At 55.8% G+C, this 20,620-nt stretch carries 22 protein-coding genes and 1 pseudogene; all 23 read right to left on the bottom strand.

From position 1 onward, the window contains the following. Nucleotides 1-7: 7 nt before the first annotated feature. Nucleotides 8-658, bottom strand: a complete 651-nt coding sequence (locus PSTEL_RS16690; RefSeq protein WP_052098588.1) for a DUF1405 domain-containing protein — start codon at nucleotides 656-658, stop codon at nucleotides 8-10. Between the two features lie 224 nt (nucleotides 659-882). Next, complete coding sequence (locus PSTEL_RS16695; RefSeq protein WP_038697011.1) at nucleotides 883-1,062, bottom strand: IDEAL domain-containing protein; 180 nt, start codon at nucleotides 1,060-1,062, stop codon at nucleotides 883-885. Next, nucleotides 1,037-1,577 (bottom strand): annotated as a pseudogene (locus PSTEL_RS16700) (gamma carbonic anhydrase family protein). Before PSTEL_RS16700 ends, PSTEL_RS16695 begins: the two are co-directional and overlap by 26 nt. A 68-nt stretch (nucleotides 1,578-1,645) precedes the next feature. Continuing rightward, complete coding sequence (locus PSTEL_RS16705) at nucleotides 1,646-2,737, bottom strand: hypothetical protein (protein WP_038697012.1); 1,092 nt, start codon at nucleotides 2,735-2,737, stop codon at nucleotides 1,646-1,648. Between the two features lie 91 nt (nucleotides 2,738-2,828). Continuing rightward, a complete protein-coding gene (locus PSTEL_RS16710) occupies nucleotides 2,829-3,416 on the bottom strand; it encodes a histidine phosphatase family protein (protein ID WP_038701125.1) in 588 nt (195 codons plus the stop codon). A 98-nt stretch (nucleotides 3,417-3,514) separates the two neighbouring features. Further along, nucleotides 3,515-4,108, bottom strand: a complete 594-nt coding sequence (locus PSTEL_RS16715; RefSeq protein ID WP_038697014.1) for an anti-sigma factor — start codon at nucleotides 4,106-4,108, stop codon at nucleotides 3,515-3,517. Further along, nucleotides 4,108-4,701 (bottom strand): RNA polymerase sigma factor, encoded by a 594-nt coding sequence (locus PSTEL_RS16720; protein ID WP_038697016.1) that lies wholly within the window; start codon nucleotides 4,699-4,701, stop codon nucleotides 4,108-4,110. Before PSTEL_RS16720 ends, PSTEL_RS16715 begins: the two co-directional genes overlap by 1 nt. Before the next feature lie 724 nt (nucleotides 4,702-5,425). Continuing rightward, nucleotides 5,426-6,520: a prephenate dehydrogenase gene (locus tag PSTEL_RS16725; protein ID WP_038697018.1), complete on the bottom strand. Its 1,095-nt coding sequence runs from the start codon at nucleotides 6,518-6,520 to the stop codon at nucleotides 5,426-5,428. 46 nt (nucleotides 6,521-6,566) lie between these two features. Beyond that, nucleotides 6,567-7,664, bottom strand: a complete 1,098-nt coding sequence (hisC, locus tag PSTEL_RS16730) for a histidinol-phosphate transaminase (RefSeq protein ID WP_038697020.1) — start codon at nucleotides 7,662-7,664, stop codon at nucleotides 6,567-6,569. Nucleotides 7,665-7,717: 53 nt separating this feature from the next. After that, the gene (gene trpA, locus PSTEL_RS16735) at nucleotides 7,718-8,539 is read right to left on the bottom strand and encodes a tryptophan synthase subunit alpha (protein WP_038697022.1); all 822 of its coding nucleotides are present in this window, start codon (nucleotides 8,537-8,539) and stop codon (nucleotides 7,718-7,720) included. Next, nucleotides 8,536-9,735 (bottom strand): tryptophan synthase subunit beta, encoded by a 1,200-nt coding sequence (gene trpB, locus PSTEL_RS16740; RefSeq protein WP_038697024.1) that lies wholly within the window; start codon nucleotides 9,733-9,735, stop codon nucleotides 8,536-8,538. The genes trpA and trpB overlap by 4 nt, the downstream gene beginning before the upstream one ends. Beyond that, entirely contained in the window at nucleotides 9,732-10,403 is a 672-nt protein-coding gene (locus PSTEL_RS16745) for a phosphoribosylanthranilate isomerase (RefSeq protein WP_038697026.1), read from the bottom strand. Before PSTEL_RS16745 ends, trpB begins: the two co-directional genes overlap by 4 nt. Then, nucleotides 10,396-11,226: an indole-3-glycerol phosphate synthase TrpC gene (gene trpC / locus PSTEL_RS16750; protein WP_038697029.1), complete on the bottom strand. Its 831-nt coding sequence runs from the start codon at nucleotides 11,224-11,226 to the stop codon at nucleotides 10,396-10,398. The genes PSTEL_RS16745 and trpC overlap by 8 nt, the downstream gene beginning before the upstream one ends. Continuing rightward, entirely contained in the window at nucleotides 11,213-12,262 is a 1,050-nt protein-coding gene (gene trpD / locus PSTEL_RS16755) for an anthranilate phosphoribosyltransferase (protein WP_038697031.1), read from the bottom strand. The genes trpC and trpD overlap by 14 nt, the downstream gene beginning before the upstream one ends. 72 nt (nucleotides 12,263-12,334) lie before the next feature. After that, a complete protein-coding gene (trpE, locus tag PSTEL_RS16760) occupies nucleotides 12,335-13,888 on the bottom strand; it encodes an anthranilate synthase component I (RefSeq protein ID WP_038697032.1) in 1,554 nt (517 codons plus the stop codon). 363 nt (nucleotides 13,889-14,251) lie between these two features. Then, a complete protein-coding gene (aroH, locus tag PSTEL_RS16765) occupies nucleotides 14,252-14,623 on the bottom strand; it encodes a chorismate mutase (protein ID WP_038697034.1) in 372 nt (123 codons plus the stop codon). Continuing rightward, nucleotides 14,617-15,720, bottom strand: coding sequence for a 3-dehydroquinate synthase (gene aroB / locus PSTEL_RS16770; RefSeq protein ID WP_038697035.1), 1,104 nt, complete (start codon nucleotides 15,718-15,720; stop codon nucleotides 14,617-14,619). The genes aroH and aroB overlap by 7 nt, the downstream gene beginning before the upstream one ends. A 1-nt stretch (nucleotide 15,721) precedes the next feature. Then, nucleotides 15,722-16,891, bottom strand: coding sequence for a chorismate synthase (gene aroC / locus PSTEL_RS16775; RefSeq protein ID WP_038697037.1), 1,170 nt, complete (start codon nucleotides 16,889-16,891; stop codon nucleotides 15,722-15,724). A gap of 231 nt (nucleotides 16,892-17,122) precedes the next feature. After that, a complete protein-coding gene (locus PSTEL_RS27990; protein WP_169744592.1) occupies nucleotides 17,123-17,284 on the bottom strand; it encodes a hypothetical protein in 162 nt (53 codons plus the stop codon). Nucleotides 17,285-17,402: 118 nt separating this feature from the next. Then, nucleotides 17,403-18,203 carry a CheR family methyltransferase gene (locus PSTEL_RS16780; RefSeq protein WP_156995889.1) on the bottom strand — a complete coding sequence of 267 codons (801 nt, stop codon included), beginning with the start codon at nucleotides 18,201-18,203 and terminating at the stop codon, nucleotides 17,403-17,405. A 45-nt stretch (nucleotides 18,204-18,248) separates the two neighbouring features. Then, nucleotides 18,249-18,692 (bottom strand): nucleoside-diphosphate kinase, encoded by a 444-nt coding sequence (gene ndk, locus PSTEL_RS16785; protein WP_038697039.1) that lies wholly within the window; start codon nucleotides 18,690-18,692, stop codon nucleotides 18,249-18,251. 102 nt (nucleotides 18,693-18,794) lie between these two features. After that, on the bottom strand, nucleotides 18,795-19,763 hold the full coding sequence (locus PSTEL_RS16790) for a polyprenyl synthetase family protein (protein WP_038697041.1): 969 nt from the start codon (nucleotides 19,761-19,763) through the stop codon (nucleotides 18,795-18,797). Next, nucleotides 19,760-20,620: a menaquinone biosynthetic enzyme MqnA/MqnD family protein gene (locus tag PSTEL_RS16795; RefSeq protein WP_038697043.1), complete on the bottom strand. Its 861-nt coding sequence runs from the start codon at nucleotides 20,618-20,620 to the stop codon at nucleotides 19,760-19,762. The genes PSTEL_RS16790 and PSTEL_RS16795 overlap by 4 nt, the downstream gene beginning before the upstream one ends.

A 20,620-nucleotide genomic window follows, 5' to 3' on the forward strand; every position in this document is an offset into this window, starting at 1 on the left:
ACAGGGTCTAGAACATGCGGCTGCGCCTTTGGAGATTCCGACGCGCCGAGGCTTCTGCCGCCAACCACGCGGCGGAAGCGCTCAGCAGCGTCAGCAGGAAGGTGAAATTGCGCACCTGCGGGACATCGTCCGTGAGCGTCGACGGAAGCCACGGGTAAATACCGAAGCCGTAGTCCATCGTATCGTTGAGCAGGGTGTAGAGCAGCGCGAGCGGAATCATTTTTCGGCAATGAAAAAATCTGGCGTACAGCAGTGCCTCCACAGCCATTCCGGCATGCGAGGCCATCAGCATCCAATCCTGCCAATCAAGGTTTCCGCCCTGATATCCGCCTGCGACAATAATCATAACGGCCCAAATTCCGTATTTCACCGAAGTTACAACAGCCAGCGCCTCCACCAGCGCCCGAACCGCAACGCCCCAGGCGGTACGGGGAGGGTACAGTAACAGCACCAGCGCCAATGTGAAGAACAGGCTGGCTGTCGGACTGTCCGGTACGAACGGAAGGAGCCAGGCGGGGTAATTCCCTGCCGTATAAGCCAACTGATTGCCATACCATATGTAACCGTAAATCGTTCCCAGCGTATTGACCGCCAGCAAAATCCAGACAAAAGGCCGGCTTGCCAGCACCTTGTCCATAATGAGCACAGCATTCGACACTCCTTTACTCCTCCCTGCTCAAATAAAAACCTGACCGTATAATCCGATCAGGTTCGTCCTATACGTTCTATTCTACTGTTCCGCTTTTTGTTTCGCAAGCCGCGCCTTCTGAACCTCCTGAATGTTTGTAGTCATTATAAAGACCCGCCTGTTAGCCCAGGCAGGTCGCTATATGTCCACTCCTATTTTAAACGGGAGGTAAGCGCCTTCGCGCTTCTCGACCCCTATGCCAGGCTTTTAAGTTCCTCGGTAAGATTCCGGAATGCCGTTTCGTCTCCCATGGCCAGCGCCGTGTCAATCTCCCGGTACAAGATGTCGCACCGGCGCTTGCGCAGCGCTTCGTCCCACACCATTTCTGCCGCGAGCCCTAACATCACTTCATAGGTTGCCTTCATTTTGTCCATTCGAATACACCTCCGCTGTTAATGTTTCTGCATATGTTTTCCCAAGCTCAACGTAGCTGGCCGAAGTCCGGGCCATCCGCTCCAGATCCTGTTCCATCAGTTCCCGTATGAATATGGCAGGGGTTTCGAGGGAAAGGTGTATGGGGGAATCACCTTGTTCTCGGTTACAACGGAACCGGCTCCTATTAAAGCATATTCACCAACCGTCGCACCGTTCAACACTATGGCGCCCATTCCTATGAATGAGCCTCTGCCTATAACGGCTGCCGTGGATAATTATCCCGCGTCAGGATACTGATATCAGCGGAAGTCCGTCGCCTGCATGACCGGCGGCTTCATCCTGAATATTGCAGCGTTCGCCGATGACAACTGGAGCGATATTTCCCCTTAAGCAAGGTGTTGAACCATATGGTCGAGCCGGCGCCAACCTTGACGTCGCCTATGATCTTCGCTCCTGCGGCCGTAAAGACGGATGGATGAAGCTGAGGTATGTAGGCTCCATACGCAATCCGCAAGTAATCCCCCTCCTTTTGACATTCAGGCGGGCTTATGGAGTGCAAGGGATACATGCCGCATGGTACGGCTAAATCAGGACCGGTTTGTTGACTACCGCCTTCTCCAGCCCCCATGCCGTCATTTTAACGGCGGCTCCCGCTGCCGTCTCCCCCGCTCTAAGCATGCCCAGATGCAGCATCATACGAAGGATTCGCTTCTCCATGATCGAACTCGCATCGTCGTAATAGAACGGCTTGATCAGCCAGCCCAGCGAGGCGTTCAGCGACTCTACGGTCACCCATTCTCCCGCAGCAACGCCGACCCAATAGACGAGCGATGTAAGATTTGGAATAGCACCTTTATAAAGTCTTAACCAAAAGGAGAAAATCTGCAACATGGATTCAGCTTTTGCTTCTTCCAGAACAAGACAGCCGCCGGGCGTCAGCCGGAGCCGCGGCCCCTCTTCGGCGATCCAGCGGCGGTGTCTGGCATAATCGTACAGGAGCGCCAGCCGGGGCGGATAAAACTCGCATGCTCTGCCGTAGCCGAACCGCCAGCCGCCTTTGGACAGCAGCGGTTCGGGGATGTGCAGCGCGTTCATGAGCTGCTGCTGGCTTCTCTTGTACATAGAGCCTTCCGTGCTGATCTCGGGCTCGTTCTCCATGACGAAACGAAGCAGTGTCAGGAGATCAGCAGCCACAAGACCGCTCTCTTCCCGGTACATTTCGGGCTCGCCGCATTCATGCAGCCCTTCCCGGATTCGGATCGCCAAGGCATCGCGAAATCTTTCCTTGAGATCTCCGGGAACCCGGAACAAATACCTCGTCTGTTGGGATGTTCCGTTAAAGAGCCAGCCGCCGTTCTTGAAGCGGTTCACGGTATCGCGATAACTGCCGCCGCGCGAATCAGGCGTCTCGAAAGCCGCGGCCCGGGCAGCGGCCAGTAAATCCTCCAACGCCAGATAACCTCTTTCATCAAACAGGAGAGTGTTCAAAAACCGTAAATCCGAAAGCGAGCAATCTCTGATTTGGTCGTCCATAAAGTCCCTGCTGCCCAGCGTGTGGAGCAGCGTCTGAATCAGATCCCGCTTCGAGTTCGGCCTGCATTCACACTGGTACCGGCCCGCAATGGCCGTAAGCTGGCTCATGTCCGCATAGCTCAGCATATCCGCCAGATTCATCTACATCGCCTCGCTGTTTTAATACCATTATGGGAATGCTGGCTTTTTTTATTCCAGTTTCCGCAAAAAAAATAACCCGAATTTTTTCGGGTTACGGCTGGTTTTGCAGAATATGGCGGGTACAGTTGTACAGCAGAGGATTCCAGTCTTTTTCCTTCTTTTCCAATATGGTCAGGGAAAGGTTGCCAATGCGTTCGGTATATTTGTCTTTGTACAGAGCTGTGTACAGCTGCGCCAGAAATCCGCCGTGGGAAACCACGAGAATGCTCTTCTCCGGATTATTGGCTGACAGATCCTCCATAAAGGCCAGGGCGCGGGCTTGAAGCTCGTGATCCTTCTCCTGCCCAAGGTCCAGAAGATTCCACTCCTTGCCCCATTTGGACTCGCGTTCTGCGGCCGTAAGCCCTTCGACCTGACCATAGGCACGCTCGCGTATGCGGCTGTCAGGCTCAAGAAGGGGGATGCCGAGCTTCGCCGCAATGATCTCGCCGGTCTCCTGAGCGCGCGACAGTCCGCTTGTAATGCAGCAGTCCCAGCGGTAATGCTCCTCCAGAAGCCGGTCTGCCAGCATATGAGCCTGTCTCCGGCCTTCGGCGTTCAGCGGAATATCGCTTTGTCCCTGAATGCGGCCAACGACATTCCAATCGGTCTGTCCATGGCGTATCAAGCCAATCAACATGAGAACTCCCATCCCTTCCCCTATTTTTTAACTAACTTTATCATGGATGAACCCAAATGAACAGCAAAGAGCTCTTCCTTGGGCCAAGGAGAGCTCTTTCAATGCCTGCGGTAACGATTAAGCCGGGTCAGCGATACAATGGACAGACAAACGCCCAGACTGGACAGAATCATCCAGTATTGAGGATGTGTCGGGTCCATGCTGACGACCAGCGGCTCGATAATTTCTGTCGCACCCGATGACACCGGATAGACTGATTCCCAGTTTCCCGGCGAACCGGCGACTCCGGTAGGTACAATCCCGGTCTGTGCCATGGATGTATTGTCCGGTGTCTGGAATATTGCAAAATAGAGGAAGCTACACAAGAATACCGCCAGAAAGCAGGCTATCCACATACTGATGCGTCTGCGGAAAATGCCAGGCCGTCCCGGCGATTTGCCGTCACCGGGCATCAGCCAAGGGCTCTCCAGGTAAATCCGTTCCATAACCCTGGCATTGATCGCCTCGGCCCGCTCATCGCTGACTGCTGTCTTCATCTCACGGATCAGCCGACTGCTCTCCTGCCATAACTCCCATTCCGCCGTACAATAGGAACAGCCAGAGACATGCCGCATGAAAGCTTCCACTTCCGGAGATCCTTTCGGAAAATCTTCAAGAAGCGGTATCAGTCTCTGCGCTTCTCTACAATTCATTAATTGTTCATCCTCTCTGCCCGCTCCTCGTAGGCAGGCTCGTAGAAGTAAGACTCAAGCTGCAGCTTCACACTGCTTCGTGCGCGGAAGAGCAGCGATTTGACCGAACTTACGCTCTGGTCCAGAATCGTGGCGATCTCCTGGTAGTCCATCTGGTCATATTCACGCAAGATCAACGCCGATCTCTGCTTCTCAGGCAGATTGTTGATCGCTTTGCGGACCAGATTCATTCTCTCGTTGCGCAGAACAGCCTGCTCCGGGGCCACTTCCATAGGTGCCACAGGCGTATATCCGCTTTCTTCAAGAGATACGCTGCCAGTTCTGTTCTTGCGCAGCTCGCTGAGTACGGTGTTGCGGGCGATCGTATACAGCCAAGTTGAGAAAGAAGCATCGACTTCGCGGAAGGAATGGAGACTTCGGAAAGCTTTGTAGAAAGTCTCGGAGCAGAGATCCTCCGCGATCAGCTCCATCTGGGAATTCTTCAACATATGATATACGAAAGCCAATATCTTGCGCTGATATCTGCGCATAAGTTCGGAATACAGTTCGGTATCGCCTTGCTTAATAAGCTGGATCAATTGGGAATCCGTCATGGTGGGTGTGGTCCTCCTCGCCATCGCACGTCATTTCCCGGCTGATGTCTATATATACCCTGCCGGGTTCCAAAGGTTGCGGCTATTTCTGAAAATAATGGGTTGCGATTTCACACATTCGGTTTCTATGTATATTCATCGGAACAGATGTTTAGATTCTGAAATGCACATGAATAATCTTAAACTCTGTAAAAATACCTTTCCTATTGTACCACAATTCGGTAGGCAAAGACATTAATAGAGTTCAGGCGCCAGGAATAGGCGACTCTTTCCGACTTTTTCTCCGAATAAAAGCCCGTTCCGTCTAGAGAAACAACCCGTTCTTCGGTCCCTAGGATATATTCCGATAAAGAAAATCTCTACTTGAATCATCCAATTCTTCCGTTCATAGGCATGATAAGTAATAAGCAGAAATTTTTTTTGAGTTTTTTTCCTTGAAAGCGTTGACAAATTGTAAACGGATACATATAATAAAAGTACAGTATGGTTTCTCTCCACTCCTATCCAAAACTGTTGCTCTAAATGAGCAAGGGCCGCTTTCTGAAAGCGGTCTTTTTTTTTGTCCTTTGGGCCGTGATCGCAACTCGTTTGGCTGGGGACCAGATCTAAGATGCTCTATACATGGGAGATGTAATCCCACAGGCATCGCGCCCGCACTTCACTCAACAGTTAAAAAAGCCGGGCATCCGCCCGGCTTCATTTGCTGACTTACACATATGTTGTCTTACACATACACCGTATAATCACGCCGCTGCAGCAGCTCCTTGGCCCGCTCCATATCGCTCTCCTGACGGAAGGACAGCCGCATTATTCCCGGCACATCCTCGCGGCTCTCGATAATCTGCACATTGCTGAGATTGATGCCCTGGTCGCCCAGTTCCGTCGCAATCCGGCCGATGATGCCTGGGTGATCGGGAACGTCGATATGCAGGTCGAACAGAGGTGTGATCATTCCCTTGCGGCGCTCCGGGAGCCGGTTGCGGAATCCGCTTGCTTCCTCAAAAGCCTTCTCGATCGCCTCTCCGTCTCCGGTTTCCAGCATGCTCACGAATTCCGACACTTCCTCGTTCCAGTCCTTCAACAGCTGAAGCATTACAGAACGGTTGTTCAGTAGAATATCCCGCCAAATCACAGGCTCGCTGGAAGCGATCCGTGTAATGTCGCGGAATCCCCCGGCGGCAAGCGTGCTGTACAGCGAATCTTCGCTGTCATATCCGTGAACCTGGTTCACCAGAGCAACGGCGATAATATGGGGAAGATGGCTGATGGCTCCCACGATTTCATCATGCCTGTGGGGGTCCAGCCGGACGATCTGGGCTTTCGTATGTACCAGCAGCGCCTTAAGCGCTTCGTAAGCCTCCTCGGACACGCCGGGAGGCGGAGTGAGCACGTAATACGCATTCTCGAACAGAAGCGACGAGGCCGCTTCCACGCCGGAACGCTCCGACCCGGCCATGGGATGTCCGCCGATGAAGTGTACGTCCTGCAGATCTAGCGCCTGCGCGCAGTCTGCAATACTCCCCTTCGTGCTGCCCACATCCGTAATGATGCAGCCCTTCTTCAATGGAAGCCTGCTCAGGCGTTCCATGTATCCTTCCAGCATTCCTACCGGTACGCATAAAAAGATAAAGTCCGAATCCAGCGCGGCTTCCTCAAAGGACAGCGTCGCACTGTCCACCACGCCTCTGCTCACATATTTGTCGGCCGATTCCGGCCTGTGGGCATGTCCGACGACGGTTATTCCCGGCTTGCCCTTGAAGCAGAGCGCCAGGGAACCGCCGATCAGCCCGACGCCGAATATAGAAATTTTAGTCGTCATGTCGTTCCAACATCTCGCCTTCTGTAAAGTGCTTGCAGGGGTCCGGCTAAACCCGGACTCCCTGCTCTATCAGCGCGGCCTCGAGCGCTGCGATAAAGGCCTTATTCTGTTCCCGGGAACCTACGGTAACCCGTATCCATGTCGGATACAGCCGGTGTCCGGCTCTGACGATCACGCCTTTGCGCAGCAGGCTCTCGAAAATCTCCGTGGCCGGAACGCGCACATCCACCATGATGAAATTGCCTTGCGAGGGGAAATGGATCAATTCCAGACGCTGAAACTCGGCCTGAAGCTGTAATCTGCCGCCTGCGTTAAGCTTTCGGCACTCCTGCACATATTCCTGGTCTCCCAATGATGCAAGCGCTGCTGCCTGAGCGATGCGGGATGTATTGAACGGCTCGCGCACCTGATTGATCAGTCTGATGATTCCGGGATTTCCGATTCCGTATCCGATACGCAGTGCTGCCAGTCCGTAAATCTTGGAGAATGTACGAAGCACAACCAGATTAGGATACCGGTCCAGCAGCTTGATGCCGTCCGGATAAGACAAATCGGTCGCATATTCGAAATAGGCTTCGTCCAGCACAACCATTACCTGCCCGGGAACCGCGTCCAGGAACGATCTCAGCTCCGGTTCAGGAACGAAGGTTCCCGTCGGGTTGTTCGGGTTGCATATCCAGATGACCTTCGTCTTGTCCGAGACGGCGGCCAGCATGGCGGCCAGATCATGCGTCCCGTTCAGAAGCGGCACCTCGATACTGACCGCTCCTTCGATGTCCGCATTGCTCTTGTACACGGAGAAGGTCTGGTCCGCCATAATGCTCTCGTCGCCGGGCATCAGGAACGCGCGGGCGATCAGCGCGATAATCTCATCGGAGCCGCAGCCGAAGATGATGTTCTCGCTCTTGACGCCCAGATGTGAAGCCAGGGCGGCAGTGAGATCCACGGAGGAGCCGTCGGGATACAGATACAGATTGTCCAGCTCGGCCATAATGGCGGCTTTGGCGCTTGGAGAAGAGCCGTACGGGTTCTCGTTAGAGGCTAGCTTGATGACCTTCTCAAGCCCATATTCCTTCTTCACTTCTTCAATGGGCTTGCCCGGCTTGTATACCGGAAGGTCTACAATATGCGGTTTCGGGTTCATGAACGGTCCTCTTTCCTTCGGAATTGATCATCCTGATGTCAATGTTTCAATGATTACGGTCTTAATTGTGCCACAAAATCCCGGATTTGCAACAGCCCGTCGCCGCGCTTCGTCGGATCCTGAAGCAGGAAGATCACCTCTTCGATTTTGCGGACAATGGCGCTGCCCACCACGACGCCGTCACAAATTCCCGCGAACCGGGCAACCTGCTCCGGCGTCGAGATGCCGAATCCGACAGCTACCGGCAGATCGGTCGCCTGACGGACCGATTCGATAAACCGGTCCACATCCTGATGGAAGGACGCCCGCTCTCCAGTCACGCCCAGTGAAGACACGCAGTAGACGAATCCGCTTGCGCCATCCACAATCTTCGCGATCCGCTCGCTGGATGTCGGTGCGACGAGCGGAATCAGATTGATTCCGGCCTCGCGGCTGCGGCGTCGCAGATCCTCCGACTCCTCGACCGGAAGGTCCGGGATGATCAAACCGCTGATCTCATGATCGTTCAGCTCAGCGAAGAAAGTATCAAGTCCCAACTGCAGTACGGGATTGTAGTAGGTGAAGAGGATAAAGGGAAGCTGGCTTCCCGACTCGCGGGCTCTGCGCGCTGCCTCCATGCAGGTCCGCAAATGGATATTGCCGCGCAGTGCCCGGGCGGAAGCGCGCTGAATGACCGGTCCGTCTGCCAATGGATCAGAATAAGGCACACCGAGTTCTACCATATCGGCGCCGGCGGCTTCAAGCTCTGCAATAATGGCAAGGCTCGTCTCGAGATCGGGATCACCTATCGTCAGAAACGGAATCAGCGCCGTTTTGCCCTGCTCCTTCAGGCTTCGGAACGCCAGATCCATGCGGTTCGTCGTTTCAGTCGTCATTTCAAACCTTCCCCTTCCGTGTAGGCCATGATCGATTCAACGTCCTTGTCGCCCCGGCCGGACAGACAGATCACGACGATGCTATCCTTGGCCAGCGTAGGGGCGATCTTCGCAACCTGGGCGACGGCATGCGCGGATTCAAGAGCCGGAATGATGCCTTCCGTCACACAGAGCAGCTTGAGGGCGTCCAGCGCCTCCTGGTCGGTAATCGGCACATATTGAACCCGCTCGATATCCTTGAGATAGGAATGCTCCGGACCAACGCCCGGATAATCCAGACCGGCCGAGATGGAATGAGCCTCGATGACCTGTCCGTACTGGTCTTGCAGCAGATAGCTCATGGAGCCCTGAAAGACGCCGTGGCTGCCTTTGCTCATGGTTGCGGCATGGAACGGGGTGTCGACACCCTTACCTGCAGCCTCAACGCCGATCATGCCTACCGCTTCGTCCTCCAGGAACGGGTAGAACATCCCGATGGCGTTGCTGCCGCCGCCGACGGCAGCAACAAGCAGATCCGGCAGACGGCCTTCGGCTTCCTGAATCTGACGGCGGGTCTCGTCGCCGATGATGCGCTGGAAGTTGCGGACCATCATCGGATACGGATGCGGACCTACCGCTGAACCAAGGATGTAGAAAGTGTCTTCCACGTTGCTGACCCAGTAGCGGAGCGCTTCGTTGCCCGCATCTTTCAAGGTTCGCGATCCGGAAGTGACCGATACGACTTCAGCGCCGAGCAGCTTCATGCGGAAGACATTGAGCTGCTGGCGGCGCGTATCTTCCTCGCCCATGAATACCTTGCATTCCATCCCGAGCAGCGCGGCGACAGTAGCTGTCGCGACGCCATGCTGGCCTGCTCCGGTCTCGGCAATGACCTTCTTCTTGCCCATCATTTTCGCCAGGATCGCCTGTCCGATCGCATTGTTGATTTTGTGGGCACCGGTATGATTCAGATCCTCGCGCTTCAGATAAATCTTGGCTCCCCCAAGATGCGCGCTAAGACGTTCGGCGTAATACAGCGGCGTTTCACGTCCGGAGTACTGCTTGAGCAAGTATGCGACCTGCTGCTGAAATTCCGGATCGGCAGAGAATTTCGCGTATGCTTCCTCCAGTTCAATCAATGCATTCATAAGGGTTTCGGGAACGAAGCGTCCGCCGAAAGGCCCGAAACGTCCATTCACGTCAGGCACTTGTATCATGATTGCTTCACCCTTTCTATAAAAGCCGTAATTTTGGCAATATCCTTCATTCCTTCGGTCTCCACTCCGCTGGATACATCAACGCCGTCAGGGCCATAATCCGCAAGCAGCTCTCCGACATTGTCCGGGGTCAGTCCGCCTGCCACGAAGAGCGGCACGCCTATCTCCTGCGCCCGTTTCCGGTATGCCGGAACCTGGTTCCAGGCGAAGGTCCGTCCGGAGCCTCCCGCTTGTGCGGGGTCGTACGTATCTAGCAGCACCGCGTCCACCGTCCCGGCATAGCTCTCCATCGGACCGCCATGCTTCTCTTCTCCATCTGCGCTTACCGGCAGCGCCTTCCATACCTGTACGTCGGGAAATGCGGTCTTGACCTCCTGGCAGAAGGCGGGCGATTCACTGCCATGCAGTTGAATGACGCCGAGAGGTACGCGCGATAGCACGTCGCCCAGCTCTTCCAGGTCGGGATTCACGAACACTCCTGCGGCGAGAGGCGGCTTGCCGGTTCCCCAGTCCTTCAGCAGGGAGACCAGCTCGGAGGCGCGTTCAGCCGTAATCTGCCGACGGCTCGGTGCAAAGACCAGCCCGATATAATCCACCGGCAATCGTAACATAGATTTTAGCACTTCAACGTCCTGAAGTCCACAGATTTTTACCTGCGCTTCAGTCATGGCTGCGGCTCCCTGCGCGCCCGGGAACCGGGCCGAGCAGATTGTCTACCGCTTGACGCACGTCATTCTGGCGCATGAAGAACTCGCCGACAAGCACGCCTGACGCTCCCGCTGTCTTCAGGAACGAAATATCCTCCGGCCCGGCGATTCCGCTCTCGCTGATGAGCGGCACACCTGCAGGGGCCAGCTTCGCAAGCTCCGCAGTTGCGCTGAGCGAAGTCTCGAATGTATGCAGATTCCGGTTGTTGACCCCGAGCAGCACATGGGGCTTCTCTGCGGTCCCGGTCTCCAGAATCCGTTCGAGCTCCGTGCTGACGTGAACCTCCAGCAGCACATCAAGCCCCAAGGATGCAGCGGTGTCCGCGAAGGATGAGAGCACGGCCGGAGTCAGGATGGCTGCGATCAGCAGCACGGCGTCTGCACCCAGCAGACGGGCTTCGTAAATCTGCTTCTCGTCAATGATGAAGTCCTTGCGGAGCAGCGGAAGGCTCACCGCCTCCCGCACCTGCCGGAGATAATCACCGCTCCCCTGAAAATAAGGGGTATCTGTCAAGACAGACAGGCAGTCGGCCCCGCCTTCTTCATAAGCCTTGGCGATTTCCACTGGATGAAAGTCCTCCCGGATCAGCCCTTTGGAAGGCGAAGCCTTCTTCACCTCCGCGATCAGTCCGATCTCCCGCTTCCGCTTCGCTGTAAGCGCCTGCCGGAACCCCCGGGTTGCCGGGAGCTCTGCGATCCCCTTCTCAGCCTCCGCTATGGAGAAGGTTCTGCTAAGCTCTTCCACTTCCTTGATCTTGGTTGCCACAATTTTATCGAGATACATGTTTAAGCTCCTCCGTTACCGCTATTAGCTGTTCCAGTTTGCGGGCTGCAGCGCCCGAATCGATCGTCTCGGCGGCCTTCCGGACACCGTCCGCCAGACTGTCCACAAGCCCTGCTACATAAATGCAGGCGCCTGCATTGGCAAGCACAATATCCCGGTACGGAGTCTTATCTCCGGCGAGAACGGAACGAATAATGGCCGCGTTCTCTTCCGGTCCGCCGCCCAGAACATCCTCAAGCGGATGGCAGGGAAGTCCGAGATCATGAGGGGTGATTTCATAGGTTGTGACTTCGCCGTCACGCAGCTCCGACACCTGAGTCGGACCTGAGATGCTGATTTCATCCAAGCCCTCATTGCTGCTAACGACGAGAGCCCGCTTGGAGCCGAGCTCCTTCAGCACCGTGGCGACGGTCTCCGTCTTGCTCCGGTCATAGATCCCGAGCAGCTGCCTGTCAGCGCCGGCGGGGTTCGTCAGCGGACCGAGCATATTGAATACGGTCCGGACGCCAAGCTCCCGGCGCGGGGCCGCTGCATGCTTCATGGACGGATGGTACAGCTGCGCGAACAGGAAGCAGATGCCGATATCGTCCAGGCAGCGTTTCGCCTGCTCCGCATCCAGCGAAATGTTAACGCCGAGCGCTTCCAGCACGTCGGCGCTGCCGGTCCGTCCCGATGCGGAACGGTTGCCGTGCTTGGCGACACGTACGGAAGCCGCCGCCGCGATGATCGCCGAGATGGTGGAGATATTCAATTTATGAATCCCCGATCCGCCTGTTCCGCATGTATCAAGCAGTTGGGCGTTCTCGGCCGCCACATGCATGCTGAAGCCCCGCATCGCCTCCGCGAAGCCGGTGATCTCCTCCACCGTCTCGCCCTTGATCCGCAAAGCGGTAAGGAGCGAACCGATCTGTGCCTGGGTGGCGGCCCCTTCCATGATGACGCCCATAATATCACGCGCCTGCTCCCGTGTTAAATCCTTGCCTTCGATCAGTCCGGCTATTCCGGACTGGACCAACTGATTCGCGCTGCTGTCCATCTGAGTCTTCTCCCCCCGATTTTGGATTATTACCCCGTTCAACCCGCACTAACGTCCGTTAAGGCCAGTTCCTTACGGTGTATATTCGTACAAGTAATCCTGATTGATGCTGCCGCCGGCGTTCTTCTCCTGCGGGAACATGGCTTCAGCCATCCGGATCGCTTTCAGCATGGCCTTCGCCTTGTTGACCGTCTCGTCATATTCCTTCTCCGGTACCGAGTCCCATACGATGCCTGCTCCCGCCTGCACATATGCCCTACCTTTGCGGAAGATGATCGTCCGGATTGTGATACAGGAATCCATATTGCCCGAGAATCCTAAGTAGCCGATTGCTCCGGCATAGGCGCCTCTCGCTTCCCGCTCCAGCTCGGCGATAATCTCCATGGCGCGAAGCTTCGGCGCTCCCGAGACGGTGCCGGCCGGCAGACAGGAGAGAAAGGCATCGAAGAAATCTTTATCCTGGCGCAGCTTGCCGGATACGTTGGATACCAGATGCATAACATGGGAGTATTTCTCGATCTCCATGAACGTGTCGCATTTAACTGTGCCGAACTCGGAGACCCGGCCCAGGTCATTGCGCCCAAGGTCGACGAGCATCAGATGCTCGGCTCTTTCCTTCTCGTCGGCCAGAAGCTCTTCGGCAAGCTCGCGGTCCTGCTGCTCGTTCACGCCGCGAGGCCGCGTTCCGGCGATTGGGCGAGTCTTGACCTCGCTGCCGTCTACCTTGACCAGTGCTTCCGGCGATGTGCCGACGATGATCTCCTCATCCATTTTCAGATAATACATATAAGGTGACGGATTCAGCGTGCGAAGCATCCGGTACACATGCAGCGGTGATACTTCGGTGTTGATATGGAAGCGCTGGGAGAGCACCACCTGGAAAATATCGCCCGCCCGGATGTACTCCTTGGCTTGCTCGACGTTGCTGATAAACTGCTCTTTCGACAGATTGGAGTGGATGTCGCCGAGATCGATGTCCTGCGGGATGCTGTGCCGGTTCATATTCTCCCTCGGTCCATCCTTGTGAAGCTCATCGGCCAGCGCTTCCAGATTGTCGTTCAGCTTGGCATAATTCGCACGGATGTCATCGTCGCTGTCGCCGTCCTTGATATGAAGGTTGCCAACCAGCAGTATTTGCTGTTTCACATGATCGAACACGATGATCCGGTCGCAGAACATGAAGCGGATGTCGTCCATCTTCAGATCGTCGCTGGCATGCGCCGGCAGCTTCTCATAATATTGCAGCAGATCGTAACCGAAGAATCCGATCGCCCCACCTGTGAACGGCGGCATATCCTGAAGCTTCGGGCTCCGATAAGAGCGGAGCAGCGTCTTGAGCTCTTCGATCGGCTTGCCTTTCAACTGCTTCTTCTCTCCGCCGATTTCGATGTTGATAACCCCTTTTTTACCGGATATCAGCAGAAACGGATCGCTTCCGATGAATGAGTAGCGTGCCCACTGGATTCCCCCCTCCACGCTTTCCAGCAGAAAGGCGTTGCGGCGGTTGGCGAAGCGCTGAAAGATCCGGATCGGCGTCTCCATATCGGCCAGCACTCGCTTGACCACGGGAATCAGATTGTACTGCCTGGCGAGGGACACCACTTGCTCTACGCTGGGACTGGTCATTTGTCGTTCCTCCTTGGAATCTGAAATCATAAACGGCTCTAAATGCAGAAAAACCTCTACCGAAGTAGAGGTTTAGTTAGGCAAGCGTATAAAAGAGCGGGGATGATGGCATATACTCGAAAAATACGCGCAAAAGGATTAAGCAGCATCCTCCGCGCCCTGCGAACCTGTGTCCACATTCTAAGCGCGGAGATCCCCTCACGGATCATCCGTTCCAATTCCCAAATACTCGTCTCTTCTCAGCTCATCTAAACTGTTCTAAACTCTGCTTCACTCGTCTGATATCACTATACATGATAGCTATGCTCTTTTACAACCCCATTATTTCAGGAGGGCAGGTTCCGCACTCAAGCCGGAACTCTGTTATTTGCTTTCCGTCAAGTCGGGACGAAGACGCTGCGCCTCGTTCAAATAGACGTGGCGGATCTCCTTCTGGCTCTTCTCGGTATTGACCTGGACCATCAGCCGGATGCATTTCGGCAGGCTGCCTTTGACCGGAATTTCAATGGCGCACATCAAGGGAACAAGCTCCCAGCCCTCGATCTCCCGAATCGCCTTGGCCGGAAAAGCCGCATCCAGATCTGTCGTCATTGTGATCCATACGCTGCAGATGTCTTCGGCAACCAGGTCGTTGCGTTCCACCATTTCTCGCAGCAGCAGTACGGTCTCGCGAAGAATTTCCTCTCCATCGTTGCGGGTGACTGTCGTCGCGCCGCGGATGCCCCGGTTCACCATGGGCTTCCCTCCTTCTTCAGCTGGCCGACAACCTCTCTGATAACGGATTCCTCGACGCCTTCAACAATACTCACGGCACCGATCTCATCCGGCACGATAAATGTAATCCGGCCTTCCTTGAATTTCTTGTCATGCATCATGGCTTCAATGATATCATCCACACTGTACTGTGCGGGCAGCGTTACTGGAAGCTCCAGAGCCGTCAGCATCGACACCGTCTCCTCGTAGAGCGACTGCGGACGGCCCAGCTTGGCCGCCACGAGCGCGGAGCCCGCCATTCCGATGGAGATGGCTTCCCCATGCAGGAACGTGCCATAGCCGCCGACCGCCTCGATCGCATGTCCGATCGTGTGGCCCAGATTCAGAATCGCGCGGAGTCCGTGCTCCCGCTCGTCTTCGCCGACCACATCCGCTTTGATCGCGCACCCGCGTTCCAAGGCATAGCCCAGCGCTTCCGGCTGAAGTGACAGCAGCTCAGCCGCATGCTCGCGGCACCAGTAGGCGAACTCGCGGTCCAGAATGAGACCATGCTTGATGACCTCCGCCAGCCCCGAACGCACATCACGCGGCGGAAGCGTCGCCAGCGTATCAAGGTCGTAAACGACCATCTTGGGCTGATAGAACGCTCCGATCATGTTCTTGGCAAGGGGATGGTTCACCGCCACTTTGCCGCCTACGCTGCTGTCATGCGCCAGAATCGTCGTCGGAATCTGCAGGAAGCCGATGCCGCGCATATAGGTCGCGGCGACAAAGCCAGCCAAATCTCCGACAACCCCGCCGCCGAGCGCCAGCACGGCGGAATGGCGATCCAGTCCGGCCTTGATAGCGGTCGTCATGACCTCCTCATAGACGGTCAGCGATTTCGAGGCTTCCCCGGCCGGGATGATATGGGTAACAACCTTGTAGCCGCCTTCTTCCAGCTTGGCTGTCAGTCCGTCCAAATACAGCGGAGCCACCGAGTTGTCGCTGACCACAAGCAGCGAACTTCGGACCGGAAATCCGGCCTCCCCGCATAATTCAGCGATTCCGTCCAGCAGACCGGAGCCGATCACGATCGGATACGAGCGCTCACCGAGCGATACCTGAATTCTCCGCATATTAATAGCTCTCCACTTGGGCCAGGTAATTGTTGTAATTGGCCCGGATTTCTTCCATGGAATCTCCGCCGAACTTGTCCAGGAACGCCTTGGCCAATTCCCAGGCGACCACGTTCTCCATGACCACACATGCGGCAGGGACCGCACAGGCGTCGGAACGCTCGACCTGAGCCGTGAACGGCTCCTTCGTATCGATGTCCACGCTCTGCAGCGGTTTGTACAGCGTCGGAATCGGCTTCATGACGCCGCGGACCACAACGGGCATGCCGTTCGTCATGCCGCCTTCGAAGCCGCCGAGCCGGTTGCTGCCCCGGTGGTAGCCCCGGGCCGGATCGTACAGGATCTCGTCATGGACCTGGGAGCCGCGCAGGGTTCCCGCCTCAAAGCCGATGCCGATTTCAACGCCCTTGAACGCGTTGATCGACATGACCGCTCCGGCAATGGCGCTGTCCAGCTTGCGGTCATACTGCACATAGGTGCCGAGCCCGACCGGCAGTCCGACCGCGATGCATTCCACGATTCCTCCGATGGAATCGCCTTCTTCCTTGATCTGGTCAATGTAGGCTTCCATCTTCTTCTCGGTTTCCTTGTCCGTTACGCGGACGGAAGACTCCTCCGTACGGGCAATCAGCTCGTCAATCGGCAAATCGCTGACAGGAGCCTCGATCTCACCGATCCGGATGACCTGACCGGCGATCTTCACGCCGAACGCTTCAAGGAACTGACGCGCCACAGCGCCGCAGGCTACACGCGCAGCCGTTTCGCGGGCGCTGGAACGCTCCAGCACATTGCGCAAATCCGTCTGATTGTATTTCAGGCCGCCGTTCAGATCCGCATGGCCGGGACGCGGCCGATTCACGCGACGCTTCTCTTCGTCCGAACCGGGAATCGGCTCGATATTCATAATATTACGCCAGTGGGTCCAGTCGTTGTTCTTCACAACAAGCGCTACGGGAGCGCCAGTCGTCTTCCCGTGGCGGACACCGCCGACAATTTGCGCTGTATCCTTCTCGATCTGCATCCGGCGGCCCCGGCCGTATCCCTTCTGCCGCCGCTGAAGCTGAAAATTCAGTTCCTCAAAATTCAAAGTAAGATTGCTTGGCAGACCTTCGATTATCGCCGTCAGCTGGGGACCGTGCGTCTCCCCTGCCGTTAAATAACGTAAACTCATGCTGCGTTCCCCCTTCGCGCTTTCAAACTGTAAACTGCTAAAATCCGTAATGACCTTTGCTCATTATAGTATAGGGAAATCCATTTTGACAAGAATGCGAAGAGCAGGCCGACCTCATGTTCCTGAACGACAAACGCCGCCCGAAACTCCGGTTACGGAGCGGGGCGGCGTGTGGCGGCCTGCATACTCGATCTATAAGCATCCGGCCAGAAGTGAAGGCGGGCATCGCCCTCAGCTACCGATCACCCGGTCATGCAGCTTGTACGGGTTCCTTGCTTCCTCCTGCCGAAGCAGCTGCAGCAGCTGAGCTTCCTCGACACCGAGAATTTGACCGCATTCCTTGACGGTTATATAGCCGCGCCGGTATGCGTCGAAGACCTTGACTTTGTCCATGGGGTACAACCTTTCGCCTTTAAACTCGATTCTATGACTAGTATCTCTGCCAAAGAACGAAAGTATACCTCTCCACCTCCACACCCGCATCAAGCATCAGGCTGGTTCTGGCCGAAGCTTATTTTTTGCGGTAGAAGAAAGTCTCCGTCGATTCGAATCCGTACTTGCCCGGTGTAAAAATCTGCTCCGTGCTGCCGACGAACAAATATCCGCCCGGGCGGAGACTGGCCGAAAATTTGTGATACAGCTTATCCTTCGCTTCTTCGGTGAAGTAGATCATAACGTTCCGGCAGATAATGAGATCAAAGCCGGTGTCAAACTTGTCCAGCAGCAGGTTCTGCTTGCGGAAATCAATATTCTTCTTGAACGTATCGCTGATCTCGTACATGGCGCCCTGCGGTGTGAAATACCGGGACACGACATCCCGCGGGACATCCTTAAGCGAACGCTCCAGGTACAATCCCTGCTTGGCCTTCGCCAGCGCTCCGTCGTCAATGTCGCTTGCCACGATGCTGCAGTCCGCGAGGATTTTTTTGTCTGCCAGTATAGTAGCGAGCGTGTAAGGCTCTTCGCCGGTCGAACAGGCCGCGCTCCACAGCTTAAGCCGCTTGCTGCGGGTCAGAAGCTCCGGAAGGATTACATCGCGCAGCACTTCCCACCGGTTGGGGTTGCGCCAGAACTCGGAGACGTTAATTGTCATCCGGTCCAGGAACTCGTAGAACAGCTCTTTGTCCTTCATCATGGCGGAGTAGAAGTCCGCGAAGGTGCGGTATCCGTTCTTCGTGCGGAGCGTTGTAAGCCGCCGCTTCATCTGGGCTTCCTTGTACTGCGACAGGTCTATGCCCGTGCTTTTGTTGACACTTTGAATAAATCCGATGTAATCCGGGTCCGCCGCTGTCAGTTCGCGTTCAGGCAACATTATGATCTACCCCCGTAAATAATTCCCCGTAATTAATGACCCGGTTCAGGTCCAGGCCGCAATAGCTTTGTTGTAATCATTCAGTTCGCCGGGAGCGAAGAAGTTCGCGATTTCTCTTTCTGCGCTCTCGGGTGAATCCGATCCGTGAATCAGGTTGAGAGGCGTATGGCTGGCAAAATCGCCGCGGATCGTACCGGGCAGCGCTTCGCCTACCTTGGTCTTTCCGATCAGCAGACGGGACAAAGCAATGACATCATCGGCTTCCCAAACCATGGCGAACACAGGACCTGACGTAATAAAAGAGATAAGTCCCGGAAAGAAATCCTTGCCTTCATGCTCGGCATAGTGCCGTTTGGCTTGCTCCTCGGTGACCAATGTCAGTTTGGCAGCGACAAGCTTGAAGCCCTTGTCCTCCAAACGGGCTACGATACGGCCGATCAATCCACGCTGCACGCCGTCAGGTTTGATCATCAAAAACGTCTTTTCCATGGTTAGCACTCTCCATTTCCAAATGCGATGATGGTCTTTTTTCGATATTTTATCAAAAACACTGGCGGCTGTTAACTTCTAATATCGGAATGAAACCGCTTTTCAATAAGCTCTCCCTGTCACAAAATAAGCAATCTCGCGCAAATTCCCTTTGGTTCGGTTGCTTGGAAGCTGATCGAGCACATGCAGCGCCTTGTTGATATAACGGGAGGCCAGTTCTTCTGACCGGGAAATCCCTTCTCCGGAAAGGATCAGATCGATGGCGCGGCCCACAGTGGCGCGGCCCGAACGGATCAGTTCCAGTTCCTCCAGAAGCTGCGAACGAAGCCGGCTGTCCTGCAGGGTGTAGATCACCGGAAGTGTGATGTTGCCTTGGCGCATATCACTCCCCGGCGGCTTCCCGATCTGCTTCTCGGTTCCCGAGAGGTCGAGCAGATCATCGCGGATCTGGAAGGCCATGCCTACGTTGTAGCCATAGCTGTACAGCAGCCGCGCCGCCTCCGTGGGCGCTTCGGCGGCAAGGGCGCCGAGCTGGCAGCTGATGGCGATCAGGAGCGCCGTCTTGCGGCGGATGCGCCGCAAATAATGGCGGACGCTCTGCTCGCTGTTAAAGAAATCGCGGATCTGCTCCATTTCGCCGACAGACATTTCGACCATCGCCTTCGACAGAATCTGGTGGATCCGGGGATTCGGCAGCTCGGCGGTGATACCCAGCGCCTTGGCATAGATATAATCGCCGGTGTACATGGCGATTTTGTCTCCCCATTTGGCTTTGACAGTCGGCTCGCCGCGCCGTGTGTCAGCGTCGTCGATGACGTCGTCGTGGACCAGCGACGCGCTGTGAATCAGCTCAAGCGGAATGGCGACCCGCTTCAGCTTGTCAAGGTCGTAGCGGCCGAATTTGCCGCCCATCAGCACGAAGACAGGGCGAAGCCGTTTGCCGCCTGCCTTCAAGAGATGCAGCGATGTCTCCTCAAGAAGCGCGTCATCTCCCTGAACGCTACGGTACAGCTCCTTCTCCAGCGCTTCCATATCCCGGTTCAGCAGACCGAACATTTGCAGTCGTTTCATTTCTTCACCCGTGTCAGCAGATTGTCGTTCCAGAACTCCATTTTCACTTGCTGCGGCAGCAGTCCCAGCTCATGGGCATAGCGGAAATAGAGATTCAGTCCTTCCTGCTGCCTTTCCCCAAAATCATAACACAAATTGCGGAAATAACCGTACCAGTAGCCTTCGCTTCCCCCGATCTTCGCCACAGCGTCCATTGCGATGGGCTCCAGATCGCCAAGTCCCTTTCGCTTGCTCGCGGCAAAAGCTTCATTTATGCGCTGGATTCGTTCCGGTTCTTGCTCCGCAGCCCGCCGGCTGGCCGCCCACACGGCGAAGGTCATTCCGCAGCCCGTCCACGATTTCCACAGCTCCCCGAGATCCGTCACCCGGTAGCGGGAGTTGCTCCAACCGGCCCTAATGGCATGATCCCCGATCAGCAGGCAGGCGTCCGCGGTCTTCATCATTTGCTCCAGATCGGGCTCTGCGGCAACATACTGCGGTCTTCCGCCCACTGCCTTTTCAAGCAGGATCTTAAGCAGGTTGACCGAGGTGGCGGACGTATTCGTCACGGCTACCGTGCCCGATGCAGCTTCCTCCAGCGTTCCTTTTGAAAAGAGAAAGATCGAGCGAACAGGCCCATCCGAGCTGACGGACAGGTCCGGCAGCAGCAGCAGCCGGTCGCTCGCTTCCGCATAGGCGAAGGAGGAGAGCGCCCCGACATGGATTTCACCCTCCGCCATCCCCCTGTTGAGACGTGAAGGCACTTCGCTCACCAGCGTAGCCGGGAAAGGAAGCGCCGAAGGATTAAAGTGATGATACACCGGCCAGGAGTTGGTATAGCTGATTTTGCCAATAACGGCAGGTTCTTCGTTCTTCAT

The organism is Paenibacillus stellifer (assembly GCF_000758685.1).
In the GTDB taxonomy this organism is placed as follows: domain Bacteria; phylum Bacillota; class Bacilli; order Paenibacillales; family Paenibacillaceae; genus Paenibacillus_AQ; species Paenibacillus_AQ stellifer.

Coding starts and splice junctions, on each gene's coding strand:
- trpD (WP_038697031.1), bottom strand. CDS start 12,262: ATGGACAGCAGCGCGAATCAGTTGGTCCAGTCCGGAATAGCCGGACTG.
- aroB (WP_038697035.1), bottom strand. CDS start 15,720: ATGCGGAGAATTCAGGTATCGCTCGGTGAGCGCTCGTATCCGATCGTG.
- aroC (WP_038697037.1), bottom strand. CDS start 16,891: ATGAGTTTACGTTATTTAACGGCAGGGGAGACGCACGGTCCCCAGCTG.
- PSTEL_RS16705 (WP_038697012.1), bottom strand. CDS start 2,737: ATGAATCTGGCGGATATGCTGAGCTATGCGGACATGAGCCAGCTTACG.
- PSTEL_RS16720 (WP_038697016.1), bottom strand. CDS start 4,701: ATGACGGATTCCCAATTGATCCAGCTTATTAAGCAAGGCGATACCGAA.
- PSTEL_RS16715 (WP_038697014.1), bottom strand. CDS start 4,108: ATGAATTGTAGAGAAGCGCAGAGACTGATACCGCTTCTTGAAGATTTT.
- hisC (WP_038697020.1), bottom strand. CDS start 7,664: ATGAACCCGAAACCGCATATTGTAGACCTTCCGGTATACAAGCCGGGC.
- trpE (WP_038697032.1), bottom strand. CDS start 13,888: ATGACCAGTCCCAGCGTAGAGCAAGTGGTGTCCCTCGCCAGGCAGTAC.
- PSTEL_RS16695 (WP_038697011.1), bottom strand. CDS start 1,062: ATGGACAAAATGAAGGCAACCTATGAAGTGATGTTAGGGCTCGCGGCA.
- trpC (WP_038697029.1), bottom strand. CDS start 11,226: ATGTATCTCGATAAAATTGTGGCAACCAAGATCAAGGAAGTGGAAGAG.
- PSTEL_RS27990 (WP_169744592.1), bottom strand. CDS start 17,284: ATGGACAAAGTCAAGGTCTTCGACGCATACCGGCGCGGCTATATAACC.
- PSTEL_RS16745 (WP_038697026.1), bottom strand. CDS start 10,403: ATGACTGAAGCGCAGGTAAAAATCTGTGGACTTCAGGACGTTGAAGTG.
- PSTEL_RS16790 (WP_038697041.1), bottom strand. CDS start 19,763: ATGAAACGACTGCAAATGTTCGGTCTGCTGAACCGGGATATGGAAGCG.
- ndk (WP_038697039.1), bottom strand. CDS start 18,692: ATGGAAAAGACGTTTTTGATGATCAAACCTGACGGCGTGCAGCGTGGA.
- trpA (WP_038697022.1), bottom strand. CDS start 8,539: ATGACGACTGAAACGACGAACCGCATGGATCTGGCGTTCCGAAGCCTG.
- PSTEL_RS16780 (WP_156995889.1), bottom strand. CDS start 18,203: ATGTTGCCTGAACGCGAACTGACAGCGGCGGACCCGGATTACATCGGA.
- trpB (WP_038697024.1), bottom strand. CDS start 9,735: ATGATACAAGTGCCTGACGTGAATGGACGTTTCGGGCCTTTCGGCGGA.
- PSTEL_RS16710 (WP_038701125.1), bottom strand. CDS start 3,416: ATGTTGATTGGCTTGATACGCCATGGACAGACCGATTGGAATGTCGTT.
- PSTEL_RS16725 (WP_038697018.1), bottom strand. CDS start 6,520: ATGACGACTAAAATTTCTATATTCGGCGTCGGGCTGATCGGCGGTTCC.
- aroH (WP_038697034.1), bottom strand. CDS start 14,623: ATGGTGAACCGGGGCATCCGCGGCGCGACGACAGTCACCCGCAACGAT.
- PSTEL_RS16795 (WP_038697043.1), bottom strand. CDS start 20,620: ATGAAGAACGAAGAACCTGCCGTTATTGGCAAAATCAGCTATACCAAC.